Raw genomic sequence first — 12,654 nt, 5'->3', positions numbered from 1 at the left:
CCGGAAGTGCCCATACAATCAGAATCACCGATTGCGCCTGATTGAGCCTCCCACGGCCTCCTGGGACTAAGAAAATCACTCAGCAGTTGATCGCCATCGCTTGCTGCGTTTTTACACGGTCTGGGCCGACTCCAGCCAGTTCGCACTCAGTTTTCGCCGCCGCCCAGCCATTCGATCCAAAAAAATCTCAACAACACATTACAGCAATGACATCAGCACCAAGGAGGATCTTCCCATGTCATTGCAGTGTCCCCGCTGTCACTCCCCCAAAGTCGCTTCTTTCCATCACGCCATGAAAGCCGGCGCGACCATCGGCGCTGTCGGAGGCCTCGCACGTGGCGTTAGTGCTGCCCTGGCAGGCGGCAAGGCCGGCGCAGCGCTTGGCGTAATCGCCGGCCCTGTCGGTATAACACTCGGTTCTGTATCTGGCGCCATCCTCGGCGGGCTGGCCGGAGGCGTCGGTGGCTGTGCGCTCGGCGCACAGCTCGGCGAGTCGCTCGACCGTCACGTCCTGGCTCACAACCTCTGCCTGCTCTGCGGTCACCGCTTCAATCTGCCGGCCTGATCCGGCCACCGCTCTCCTCTTCCTTATCTCTAATTGATTGCCGGTGCTGCGCTCTGCGCGGCGCTTTATGCCGGCCTGCATCCAAAGGAAATTCGTCATGGCTCATCAAATCGAACAAATGGCCTACGTTGGCGCTACTCCGTGGCACGGCTTGGGCAACAACCTGCCGCAGAAGCAGCCCATCGAAGTCTGGCAACGCGAAGCAGGCATGGACTGGCAGATCCAGGAAAGCCCTGTGCACTTTAAGTCGGACGCCATAGGCCACTTGGGCGCGATTCATTCGTTCCCGGAACAGAAGGTGCTCTATCGCTCGGACACCAAGGCACCGCTGTCGGTGGTCTCGCAGCGTTATCACACCGTGCAGCCTCGCGAGGTTCTGGAGTTCTACCGGGACCTGACCGAGGTCTCCGGCTACGAGTTGGAAACAGCTGGCGTGCTCAAGGGTGGTCGCAAGTTCTGGGCGCTTGCACGCACCGGCCAGGGCGCTGCGCTCAAGGGCAACGACCAAGTGAATGGCTACCTGCTGTTGGCCACTTCCTGCGACGGCACCCTGGCCACCACGGCAACGCCCACCACCATTCGCGTGGTCTGCAACAACACCCTCACCATCGCCCTGGACGGCACCAGCCGTGCGATCAAGGTGCCGCACAGCACCCGCTTCGATGGTGAGCTGGTGAAGAAGCAGCTCGGCATCGCCGTCTCGCAATGGGACGACTTCATGTACCGCATGCGCCACCTGGCTGAACGCAAGGTGCAGTGGCATGAGGCACTGGGCTTCTTCATGAACGTGATGTGCGAGACAAGCCCAACCGGGGCACTACCGGAGCAACTGCCTAACGAGCGCGCTCTGCGCAAGGTGCAGGAGCTTTACGAAGGTCGTGGCCGTGGCAGCCAGCTGGACTCAGCACGCGGCACCGCCTGGGGCTTGCTCAATGCCGTGACCGAGTACGTCGATCACGAGCGCCGGGCACGCAGCACGGAATACCGTCTCGACTCCGCTTGGTTCGGCCAAGGCGCCCATATCAAGCAACGCGCCCTGGATACAGCCCTGCAATTGGTCGCCTGACCTTTTACCCACTCCAACCCATAACGCCCGACCCGCTTCGTTGCAGGTCGGGCGTTTCTATTTCTGCAAGGTGAACGCTATGAAAGCCACTTCATTGAATCGCAGCACCAGCAAATCCCGCCCCGCCCTGCGTCTGGTCAGCACCAAGGAGCTGCCGCGCGAAGACTGGCTGCAGATCCGCAAGCAAGGCATCGGCAGTTCGGATGCTGCCGCAGCCGTAGGACTCAACCCCTACAAGTCGCAGCTGGAACTCTGGATCGAGAAGACCGGTCGCGATGCTGGCATGCCCAAGGCTGATCCTCAGGATGAGGAAAGCCCGATGTACTGGGGCAACGTCCTGGAGCCCATCGTGGCCTGGCACTACAGCAAGCGTACGAAGAACAAGGTACGTCGCATCAATGCCGTGCTGCAGCATCCGGATCCGGAATTGCCCTGGATGCTGGCCAACATCGACCGCGAGGTGATCGGGGCCGACGATGTGCAGATTCTCGAGTGCAAGACAGCCGGCATAAACGGGGCACGCCTCTGGAAAGAGGGCGTGCCTGAGTATGTGCAGCTGCAGGTGATGCACCAGCTCGCCGTCACGGGCAAGCAGGCGGCGGATGTGGCGGTACTGCTGGGTGGCCAGATGCTGGAGATTCATCGCATCGAGCGAGATGAGCAGATGATCGCTCGGCTGATCGAGCTGGAGCGAAAGTTCTGGCAGTACGTGGAAACCGACACCCCACCGCCGGCCGATGGCACCGCCTCCGCTGAATCAGCCCTGCGTTGCCTCTACCCGGAGGACAACGGCCAGGTCATCGACCTCAGCCAGCATGCTGGTCTGTCAGCGGCTTACATCGAGCTGAAAGCCGTGCGTCAGTCGATTGCCGACAAGGAGAAGCGCGAGGCCGAGCTCAAGCAGATGCTGCAGCAGGCCATGGGAGATGCCAGTCGGGCGGAATTCTCCAGCGGCTACGTCAGCTGGCGCAAGGCCAAGGACAGCATCGGCTTCGATGTCGCACAGCTGCTCAAAGACAAGCCGCACCTGCAGGCCAAGTACCCACTGCTGAAGCCGGGTGCACGGCGCTTCCTGGTCGGCTGAAACCAACCTCATTCATCCCTTCCCTCCCCTTGGCCAGTCCATGCAGTTCGCGCTGCGTGGCTGGCCTTTTTTCATTTCCAGGAGAATTACCATGCTCAAAGGTCTGGCTATCACTCCACCGGTACTCGGGCGGATTTCCATCGGTAAGGTCATCGAGAAGAACGGCAAACGGCTGCCGGAGAAGGATGACCAATTCACCATCACCTCCCAGGTGCAGGGTAAGGACGGCTGGCTGCTGCACCCGCTCAATGACGAGCTACGTCAGGGCAAGGACGACAAGCTGCGTAGCATTCCGGTACGCCTGTTGTTTAACGAACCGGAGCTCAATTTCCGAGCAGACTACACGCTGTTCGACCGACAATCCGGACGCCCGGTCTGCGTCGGCAATGGCGAGACCTGCAAGCGGGTCACTCAGGACGGTATGCAGTCGTTGCCCTGCCCTTCGCCGGATGCCTGTCCGCTGGCCAAAGGCGGTGCCTGCAAGCCCTACGGCCGACTGAACGTGGTCATTGGCGATGAGGATCCGCTGGGCAGCTTCGTGTTCCGCACCACCGGCTTCAACAGCATCCGCACCCTCGCCGCTCGCCTGCATTACTTCCAGGCCATCTCGGGCAACCGCCTGGCCTGCCTGCCACTGGAACTACGTCTACGTGGTAAGTCGACTCGCCAGAGCCATGGCACGCCGATCTTCTACGCCGATCTGACGGTACGTGGTGGCATGGACATGTCTGAAGCACTGGTGTCCGCCAGTGAACTCGATTCGCGGCGGCAAGCTGCCGGCTTCAATCAAGCAGCGTTGGATGAGGCTGCACGACGCGGCTTCGGCAACGGAGCCTTCGAGGACAGCGAGGAGGATGCCAGCGCCATCGTGGAAGAGTTCTACCCCGAGGGTGAAGCTCCTGCTGCAGCAACAATTTCCCAACTCAACCCCACCAAACCCAGCCTGGCTGAAAAGCTCGATGCACAGGCTGCTCGTCACACCCCACCCACAGACCAAGACCAAGGAGGCCGCCATGCACCTGCACAAGCTGAAAGCCAGTGACACGGCCGGCACCTACTTAGTCGAGTCCCCGGTGACGGAAAACGACATCCTGCTGATGGCCAGGCAACTGGCCAGCCTGCGTCTGCGCAAGGGACGTGCCCTGACGTCGCCTAAGGAGGTGTTCAGTCACCTACAGGCGCTGCTGGCTGACTATGAGCACGAGGTGTTCGCCCTGCTCATGCTCGATAGCAGGCACCGGGTGATTGCGTTCGAGGAGCTGTTCAGGGGGACTCTTGATGGAGCCAGCGTGTATCCCAGGGAGGTCGTGAAGCTCGCCCTGGAGCACAACGCCGCCGCCCTGATCCTGGTGCACAACCACCCTTCGGGTGACCCAGAACCCAGCATGGCGGATCGAAACCTCACCACGAAACTGCAGGACGCGCTCAACCTGGTCGGAGTCAGAACGCTCGATCACGTTGTGGTAGGCCAGGAGGATTGTGTGTCGTTGGCTGAGCGCGGCTACCTGTAAGGAGATGCCAATGAAACTGCTGTTACGGACTGTTGCCTCGGCATTCATGTTTGCCGGGATCTTGGCCGGTTGTCTGGCGATATTGCTGCTGGTGATTCTGATGGTGCGCTTTCCACCATTGCTGATTGCCGTGGTGTTGGCGTGCTGGATCTACCGGAAGCAGAAAGTAAGAATGAACCCTTGAACGGTGAGCCAGCGTAGGTAGTCGAAAGACTGCCTGCAATGGCTCTCACTTTTTCTTTTGCCCTGGTAGCTAACGCTTACCTGCTGCCTTGTAAGCTGCACTTCGTTCACGCTTGCCCACTGCGACCACCATCACAACCACACGATCATCTTCGACCCGATAGACCAATCGATAGCCTGCTGTTCGGAGCTTGATCTTGTAGTGCCCAGGCAGATCCCTGAGGGCATCAGCCTGTACCTTTGGTGCTTCCAGCCGCTCACGCAGTTTTTTCTTTGCCTGCTCACGCACTGTATGACCCAGCTTCTCCCATTCCTTCAGCGCTGAGGGCAGGAACTCGAGCTTATAGGTCATCCAGGTTCACCGGCACACCCTTCTCACCGGAGCGTGCATTAACGACATCGATCAGATCCAGATCGTCCAGACGGTCCAGCATCTGCTCGTACAGCTCGGCTGGCACCATGTACCCCATCACGCGGTTATGATTGAGAACGGCGACCGGCATGCCACCAGCACCAGCCATAACACCGGTGGGGTTTTTCTTCAGCTCAGAAACGCTCACTGCAACGTCAGCCAAAACACTCTGCATACCATAGCTCCTTTTTTAGGTCTTTATTTTGGTCTTAAGGTGCATAGCATAGCAAGGCATCCCCATGGGCAATCTTCCAAATGGCACGAGGCGTCCAATTTTGAACCGCCGCCATCTTGGAGAACTGATTGCCCTGAAGCCTCCCATTCAGCTGTGAGCCCATGCGGCTTGCGCGGACTGCTCCCTACCCCCGACTGGTCTCGAAACTCCGCTGGCGATCCCCGTAGTGCTTGGTCGCTTTCTTACACAGGTAACTGGCTCGGCAGAACAGCTCAGGCAGCTCATCGAACTCGTCTCGACGAATTTCTCGATTGATAAAGTACTCAGGATTCTTTGGCCTATGGACCAGCCCCCTAACCTGATCAGCTGATAATCCAAGTACACTGGCCCAAGACTCTTCAATCCGTCTGAACATGTTAATCCGTTCAGAACCTATCCGGCCTAGCCTGTAATAGGCATCACGGTTCAAAAGAATCAGTAGGTGGTAATGGCGACGACCTCTCTGACCGATCTCTTTCGACCAGACGTATCGTACTTTGCAACCACGCGAGTAACCACGCTCAGCCACTCGCTCCTGGTGGTACTGAATCCTCTTCGTAAACGATTCGAAGAACTTGCTTATGACCTTGTTCGTATAGGCGTACTCGGGTAGCTCGATACCATTAGGCACATAAAGATCTACTCTGAAGGCAAGTACTCTAGGGTACTCAGCCATGGCTAAGTCGATGGTATGTTTGAGTTCATAAAGGTATTCCAGAGCAAAGGGGCCTACTTCTGCCTGGATAGGAAAACCTTCAAAGGTCTCCCCGTAGTGCAAATGAAGATTGGTATTATCGGGATGACGTAGTGGGGAGTGCTGGGTTGTAGCGATATCGTTGACCATGGTTATGACTCCAGTTAATTTGACTCATAACACATATGCCATTATTAAATATTTAATACACCCTCCACCCCTAACACCCGCACCATGCTAGATAAGTTTAATAGTTATCAATAAAATAATAATACTCCCGCCGCAAAATAAATAAGCAGAAAGCCCAGCAAACACGAAGGGCGCTATAGATAAAACAAAGCAATTACAGAGCCTTTAACAATCAATACAATTTCGGAATTAAATTATCCAAATTATCCAAAAATAATACGCTGATCCATGTAGTTAATTATAGAGTGATTATAGAATCCTCTTTGGCCTGAACTCTATCGCTTGCTCGATTGAAATCTCACCCGCTACAAAATCAGCTCGCCCTGTGAGACTAGACACTCTATTTGATCCAAATCAACGAAGTGCTGTTATCGTCAAAAGGAGCATTCATGGCTCGGGGGCAATCTGCTATCGTCGGCCTATTGCCCCGCCTGGTGAATTGCTGTGCGTCGGATTGGATTGATCCTGCTAATGATTGCTAGCCTCGTGCTGCCGACCTTCGGCGGTGTGGCTTTCAGCATGCCGGCACAACCTTGCCCGATGCAGAGCGCCGATCATCAGGGCCATGCAATGGTCGATGCTCCGTGCTGCGAGCAAATGGACACGTCTGATGGGGTGGCCAATAAGTCCCCCTGCAAATCCGGCCAGGAATGCAAGACCGGAGGACTTCTCCAGACCACCGTGATCAAGAGCATATCCCCTCTCCCCTCACGCCCCGAGATATTGCTGACCCAGTCGGTGATTAAGCGAGAGCCCGCAGGACTCTGGCGCCCTCCTCGTTTCGTCTAATGCCGTGATCATCCCGCGCCTTACAGTCAGGCGCATCGTCGCGACCACGTTTCGTAGCTGCGACCTCGATCAATCGCATTGGAGGCGAAAGCATGTCCGCTTTCCTTTTTCCACGCCGTGGCTATCTCGGCGTGTTGGCTGCCGCATTCTGGGCAGCTCCCTGGCTTGCCGCGCAGGCACAGCCCCTAACCTTCGAACGAGCCCAAACTCTGGCCGAACAGAGTGCCCCTGAGAACCTCGCGCGCCAGGCGCAGGTGGCATCGGCACAGCAGGCTGTAGGGCCCGCAGACGCCTTGCCCGATCCCAAGCTGATTATAGGCATCGACAACCTGCCGATCGAAGGCCCTGACCGTTACACACTTAATCGTGACTCCATGACCATGCGCCGCATTGGACTCATGCAGGAGGTACCAAACGGCGACAAGCGTCTGGCCCGTCGCCAACTGGCCGAAGCCTCCATGACGCGGGCCGAGGCCGAGCAGCGTGCCATGCAGTTGGAAATCAAGCGCCAGACGGCAGTGAGCTGGCTGGACGTGTACTACGCCGAACGCAGTGTTGGCCTCTTCGATCAACTGGACCGTCAGATCGAGATGCTCCGCTCGACCGTGCAATCGCTAATTGCCGGCGGTAGTGCTCAGCCTGGCGAGCTGTTGCAGGCCGACCAGGAAGCTTTGGCGTTACAAGATCGGCGAGATGAACTGAATCGCGATGTGGCAGTAGCTCGTGCCAAGCTGCGCCGCTGGATAGGCAACGAGGCTGACCAGCCTTTGCAAGGAGGTGTTCCCAATCTGAACCTGGTGGCACCGCACCTGCAGCAACGCATTGCCTCACACCCTGAGTTGCGCGCTGCCTCCGCCCGAGTCGGCGAGGCTAGCGCCGAGCTGAACGAGGCCATCGCCGAGAAGACCCCCGACTGGGGTGTTGAGTTTGCCTACAACAATCGCGACAACCAGTTCGGCGATATGGTGATGGTGCAATTCACGTTCGACCTGCCGTTGTTCGTAGGCACACGTCAGGGGCCCAAGATCAACGCCAGACAACAAAGCGTGTCGCAGATGGAAGCCGAGCAGGAAGCATTACTGCGCGCCCATCAGGCTGAGCTGGAAGGCGGTATTGCCGAGCTTGAGCAACTGCGCAGGACCTTGTCACGCACCGAAAAAACCTTGATCCCGCTTGCAAGCAAACGGGCCGATCTCGAACTGGCCGCCTACCAAGCCGGTAACAGCCAGCTCACATCCGTTATTACTGCCCAGCGCGACCTGATTGAGGCGCAGCTGCGGCAGATTGAACAGCAGCGCAAGTTGAGCCAGCTCTCCGCAAGCCTGTACTACGCCTATGTGGAGGGCCTGAAATGAAGATATCGACATTTGGTTTTGCGGTCGCCGTGCTGACCGTGGGCATTGGCGCGGCGGGCGGTGGCTACTGGCTGGCCCAGCGGCAAGCCAAACACGAGCTACTGCCTAGCTCCGCACCGACGGAAGAGCGCAAGGTGCTCTATTGGTACGACCCTATGCAGCCTGAGCAGCGCTTCGATAAACCGGGCAAGTCACCTTTCATGGATATGGAACTTGTCCCTAAATACGCAGGATCCGAGCAGGATCCGTCTGTCCTGAGCATCCCCGCTCAAGCCGTGCAGAACCTCGGAATGCGAACCTCGATGGTGATCCGAGGTGTACTGCCCTCGGATATCGAGGCGGTGGGTTCCCTGGCCTATAACCAGCGAGAAGTGGCGAACCTCCAGGCCCGCGCCGGCGGATTCGTCGAGCGGGTTTACGGTCGCGCCCCGGGCGATGTGCTGCCTGCCGGAGCCCCCCTGGTCGACCTGCTGATTCCCGAATGGTCCGCCGCGCAGTTGGAGTTCCTGGCGGTACTGCGTACCGCTGACACTCGCTTGATAAGTGCGGCCCAAGAGCGCCTGCGCCTGCTTGGCATGCCTCAAACGTTGATCGAGCAGGTCCGCCGCAGCGGCAAACCACGGGCGGTGCAAACCCTCACCACACCTATCAGCGGCGAGCTCCAAGCCTTGCAGGTACGCGCCGGGATGACCGTCGAAGCCGGGCAGGATCTGGCGTTGATTAACGGGCTATCCAGTGTCTGGCTCGATGCGGCGATACCCGAGGCCATGGCCGGAAGTATCCAGGTCGGGGACGAGATCCGCGCCAACCTGACGGCCTTTCCTGATCGACCGCTGCTGGGCCGCGTCATAGCCTTGCTGCCGAGTGCCGATCCGCAAACACGCACGCTCACGGTACGCAGCGAGCTACCCAACCCTGCCGGTAAGTTGCGCCCCGGCATGTTCGCCGCCGTACGCCTGAACAGTGCCGTCGAACAATCCACGCTTCTTGTGCCGAGTGAAGCCGTGATTCGCACCGGGAAGCGTGCGTTGGTGATGCTGGTAGAAGGCGATGGGCGCTACCGCCCCCTGGAAATAACCTTGGGCCGCGAGGCTGATGGGCGTCTGGAGGTGTTGTCCGGTCTTGAGGAGGGTCAGGCGGTCGTTACCTCCGGCCAGTTCCTCATCGATTCGGAGGCCAGCCTACAGGGTGTCATGGCCAGCCATGCCGAGCAGGACAATAAGAAGGAACTACATGAGGCCCATGGTGTGATTCGTGCTCTGGACGCGGAGTCAGTCACCCTGGAGCACGGGCCCTTCGAGAGCCTGAATATGCCAGGTATGACCATGGCTTTTCCATTGGTCAGCTCAGAAGTAGCTGTGGGACTTAAGCCAGGAGATCACGTACGTATCGGCGCCCGCCAGAAAAACTCCGGCCTGATGATCGAGCAGCTCAGCAAGGAAGGAGACCAGCCATGATCGCACGTCTGATCCACTGGTCTATCGGCAATCGCTTCCTGGTACTGCTGGCCACCCTGTTCATCACCGCCCTGGGCATCTGGTCACTGCGCAACACGCCGTTGGATGCACTGCCGGATCTGTCCGACACCCAGGTCATCATCCGCACCAGCTTCCCCGGCCAGGCACCGCAGATTGTCGAGAACCAGGTGACCTACCCGCTGGCCACCACCATGCTCTCGGTGCCGGGGGCGAAGACAGTGCGCGGCTACTCGTTCTTCGGCGACTCCTTCGTTTATGTGCTGTTCGAGGACGATACCGACCTCTACTGGGCGCGCTCGCGGGTGCTGGAGTACCTCAACCAGGCGCAGGAACGCCTGCCCGAGGGTGTTACCACCACCCTTGGGCCGGATGCCACCGGCGTGGGCTGGATCTATCAGTACGCCTTGGTCGACCGCAGCGGCCAGCATGATCTTGCCCAGCTGCGGGCACTGCAGGACTGGTTCCTTAAGTACGAACTCAAGAGCCTGCCCAACGTAGCCGAAGTGGCCACCCTCGGCGGCATGGTCAAGCAATACCAAGTGCTGCTCGATCCGCAGAAGCTGGTGGCTTATGGGGTAACTCAGCAGGAGGTCGAAGCGGCGCTGAAGAGCGCCAATCAGGAAACCGGCGGCGCCATCCTGGAGCTGGCAGAGCGCGAGTACATGGTGCGGGCGTCAGGCTATCTGGAGAGCTTGGAGGATTTCCGCAATGTGCCACTTCGGGCTTCGGCAGGCGGAATTCCGGTGCTTCTTGGGCAGGTGGCCACCATTCAACTGGGACCAGAGATGCGGCGTGGCATTGCCGAGTTGGATGGTCAGGGGGAAGTGGTAGGCGGCGTAGTCATCCTTCGCTCCGGCAAAAATGCCCGCGATACCATCGCCGCGGTGAAGACCAAGCTGGACAGCCTGAAGGGCAGCCTGCCGGCCGGCGTCGAGGTGGTCGCCACCTACGACCGTTCGCAACTGATCGACCGCGCCATCGACAACCTCAGCTATAAGCTACTGGAAGAGTTCGCGGTGGTTGCCCTGGTTTGCCTGATCTTCCTCTGGCACCTGCGCTCGTCGCTGGTCGCGATCATCACCCTGCCCCTGGGCATCCTGATGGCCTTCATTGTCATGCGCTACCAGGGCGTCAATGCAAACATCATGTCGCTTGGCGGGATCGCTATCGCCATCGGTGCCATGGTCGACGCAGCCGTGGTGATGATCGAGAACGCGCACAAGCACATCGAGGCCTGGAAGGCTCAACACCCCGGTGAGCCGCTCCAGGGTGAGGCGCACTGGCGGGTGATCGGCGAAGCCGCGGCCGAGGTCGGGCCGGCGCTCTTCTTCAGCCTGCTGATCATCACTCTGTCGTTCCTCCCGGTCTTCACCCTGGAGGCCCAGGAGGGGCGACTGTTCGGTCCACTGGCCTTTACCAAGACCTATGCCATGGCCGCCGCCGCTGGCCTCTCGATCACCTTGGTACCGGTGCTGATGGGCTACTGGATTCGTGGGCATATCCCCAGCGAACAGCAGAATCCGCTAAACCGTTGGCTGATCGGAGCATACCGGCCGGTGCTGGAGTGGGTGCTGGCTTGGCCCAAGGTGACCCTGGCGCTGGCTGTACTGGTCTTTTTGTCCAGTCTCTGGCCACTCAGCAGACTCGGAGGAGAGTTTCTACCGCCCATGGACGAGGGCGATCTGCTGTACATGCCTTCGGCTCTGCCCGGCTTGCCGGCCAGCAAAGCAACCCAGTTACTGCAGCAAACCAACCGCATGATCCTTACCGTACCCGAAGTGGCTCGTGTGTTCGGCAAGGCCGGGCGAGCGGAGACCGCCACCGATCCGGCACCACTGGAAATGTTCGAGACCACGGTGCAGTTCAAGCCGCGTGATCAATGGCGCGCGGGGATGACCCCCGAAAAGCTGATCGATGAACTGGACCGCGCGGTGAAAGTTCCGGGGCTATCCAATATCTGGGTGCCACCAATCCGCAACCGCATTGACATGCTAGCCACGGGGATCAAGAGCCCCATTGGGGTGAAGGTATCCGGAACCTCATTGGTCGATATCGAGCGTATTACGCGCGATATCGAGGCGGTGGCCAAAGAGGTGCCTGGGGTAAGTTCGGCATTGGCAGAACGCCTTACCGGGGGGCGCTATGTGGATATCGAGATCGATCGACTATCCGCTGCACGCTATGGCTTGAGCATCGCCGACGTGCAGGCGGTGGTATCGGGCGCAATCGGCGGCAGCAATATCGGCGAGACGGTCGAGGGGCTGGCCCGCTTCCCGATCAACCTGCGCTATCCCAAGGAGTGGCGGGACAGCCCGGAAGCGCTGCGGCGCCTGCCGATTCTCACCGCAAGCGGCCAGCAAATCACGTTGGGAACCGTCGCCCAAATCAGCCTGACAGAGGGGCCGCCGATGCTGCGTAGCGAAAACGGGCGTCTGTCCGGTTGGGTCTATGTCGATGTCCGTGGGCGCGACCTGGCATCGACCGTGCGCGAGCTGCAGCAACGCGTAGCTGAGCGGGTACAACTCGACGCGGGCATGACCGTCTCCTACTCCGGTCAGTTCGAATTCCTCGAGCGCGCCAATGCGCGGCTGGCCTGGGTGGTGCCGGCGACTCTGTTGATTATCTTCGTGCTGCTCTACCTGACTTTCAGCCGCTTCGGCGAGGCCCTGCTGATCATGGCCACCCTGCCCTTTGCCCTGTCGGGCGGCATCTGGCTGCTCTACTGGTTCGGCTTCAACCTGTCGGTGGCCACCGGCGTGGGCTTCATCGCCCTGGCCGGCGTCTCGGCAGAGTTCGGGGTAATCATGCTGCTGTACCTGAAGAATGCCTGGCATGCACGTATGGATGCAGGGCGCAGCGACGATCCGGCCCTACTGGAGGCAATTCGCGAAGGCGCGGTGCTGCGTGTGCGGCCCAAGGTGATGACGGTGGCCGTGATCATCGCCGGCCTGTTGCCCATTCTCTGGGGCGGCGGAGCGGGTTCAGAGGTCATGAAACGCATTGCCGCACCTATGGTTGGCGGCATGATCACAGCCCCGCTGCTGTCCATGCTGGTGTTGCCTGCCGCCTATTGGTTGATGCGTCGACGGGGTAAACGAAAGAGTTACTAACCAC

General features: G+C 59.3%; 12 protein-coding genes. 9 read left to right on the top strand and 3 right to left on the bottom strand.

What is annotated here, in order from left to right; genetic code table 11:
• Positions 1-292 precede the first annotated feature (292 nt).
• The 6 genes from ACN8M7_RS25470 to ACN8M7_RS25445 all read left to right on the top strand — a co-directional run bounded on the left by ACN8M7_RS25470 (position 293) and on the right by ACN8M7_RS25445 (position 4,410).
• Entirely contained in the window at positions 293-565 is a 273-nt protein-coding gene (locus ACN8M7_RS25470) for a hypothetical protein (protein WP_178091859.1), read from the top strand.
• A gap of 97 nt (positions 566-662) precedes the next feature.
• Positions 663-1,631: a DUF932 domain-containing protein gene (locus tag ACN8M7_RS25465; protein WP_282340396.1), complete on the top strand. Its 969-nt coding sequence runs from the start codon at positions 663-665 to the stop codon at positions 1,629-1,631.
• A gap of 79 nt (positions 1,632-1,710) precedes the next feature.
• Positions 1,711-2,715: a YqaJ viral recombinase family nuclease gene (locus ACN8M7_RS25460; RefSeq protein ID WP_282340394.1), complete on the top strand. Its 1,005-nt coding sequence runs from the start codon at positions 1,711-1,713 to the stop codon at positions 2,713-2,715.
• A 91-nt stretch (positions 2,716-2,806) separates the two neighbouring features.
• Positions 2,807-3,757: a recombination directionality factor gene (locus ACN8M7_RS25455; protein ID WP_034019468.1), complete on the top strand. Its 951-nt coding sequence runs from the start codon at positions 2,807-2,809 to the stop codon at positions 3,755-3,757.
• The gene (radC, locus tag ACN8M7_RS25450) at positions 3,729-4,226 is read left to right on the top strand and encodes a RadC family protein (RefSeq protein WP_034019467.1); all 498 of its coding nucleotides are present in this window, start codon (positions 3,729-3,731) and stop codon (positions 4,224-4,226) included. The genes ACN8M7_RS25455 and radC overlap by 29 nt, the downstream gene beginning before the upstream one ends.
• Positions 4,227-4,236: 10 nt before the next feature.
• Entirely contained in the window at positions 4,237-4,410 is a 174-nt protein-coding gene (locus ACN8M7_RS25445) for a hypothetical protein (protein ID WP_165362587.1), read from the top strand.
• 69 nt (positions 4,411-4,479) lie between these two features.
• Here ACN8M7_RS25445 and ACN8M7_RS25440 read toward each other — a convergent pair whose 3' ends face one another.
• The 3 genes from ACN8M7_RS25440 to ACN8M7_RS25430 all read right to left on the bottom strand — a co-directional run bounded on the left by ACN8M7_RS25440 (position 4,480) and on the right by ACN8M7_RS25430 (position 5,879).
• Positions 4,480-4,761: a type II toxin-antitoxin system RelE family toxin gene (locus ACN8M7_RS25440; RefSeq protein ID WP_125861722.1), complete on the bottom strand. Its 282-nt coding sequence runs from the start codon at positions 4,759-4,761 to the stop codon at positions 4,480-4,482.
• Positions 4,751-4,996, bottom strand: a complete 246-nt coding sequence (locus tag ACN8M7_RS25435; RefSeq protein WP_033942931.1) for a type II toxin-antitoxin system Phd/YefM family antitoxin — start codon at positions 4,994-4,996, stop codon at positions 4,751-4,753. Before ACN8M7_RS25435 ends, ACN8M7_RS25440 begins: the two co-directional genes overlap by 11 nt.
• A gap of 184 nt (positions 4,997-5,180) precedes the next feature.
• Entirely contained in the window at positions 5,181-5,879 is a 699-nt protein-coding gene (locus ACN8M7_RS25430) for an inovirus Gp2 family protein (protein WP_490262580.1), read from the bottom strand.
• Positions 5,880-6,799: 920 nt separating this feature from the next.
• Between ACN8M7_RS25430 and ACN8M7_RS25425 the strand changes: the two genes are divergently transcribed.
• From ACN8M7_RS25425 to ACN8M7_RS25415, 3 genes are read left to right on the top strand one after another with little or no spacing between them, the layout of a single operon-like run.
• Positions 6,800-8,062 (top strand): TolC family protein, encoded by a 1,263-nt coding sequence (locus ACN8M7_RS25425; protein WP_084342320.1) that lies wholly within the window; start codon positions 6,800-6,802, stop codon positions 8,060-8,062.
• The gene (locus ACN8M7_RS25420; RefSeq protein ID WP_282340378.1) at positions 8,059-9,519 is read left to right on the top strand and encodes an efflux RND transporter periplasmic adaptor subunit; all 1,461 of its coding nucleotides are present in this window, start codon (positions 8,059-8,061) and stop codon (positions 9,517-9,519) included. Before ACN8M7_RS25425 ends, ACN8M7_RS25420 begins: the two co-directional genes overlap by 4 nt.
• Positions 9,516-12,650 carry an efflux RND transporter permease subunit gene (locus ACN8M7_RS25415; RefSeq protein WP_490262579.1) on the top strand — a complete coding sequence of 1,045 codons (3,135 nt, stop codon included), beginning with the start codon at positions 9,516-9,518 and terminating at the stop codon, positions 12,648-12,650. The genes ACN8M7_RS25420 and ACN8M7_RS25415 overlap by 4 nt, the downstream gene beginning before the upstream one ends.
• Positions 12,651-12,654: the final 4 nt, after the last annotated feature.

It is taken from the genome of Pseudomonas spartinae, assembly GCF_965197125.1.
Lineage (GTDB): Bacteria > Pseudomonadota > Gammaproteobacteria > Pseudomonadales > Pseudomonadaceae > Aquipseudomonas > Aquipseudomonas composti_A.
This window is presented reverse-complemented; position numbering and strand designations above follow the sequence as displayed.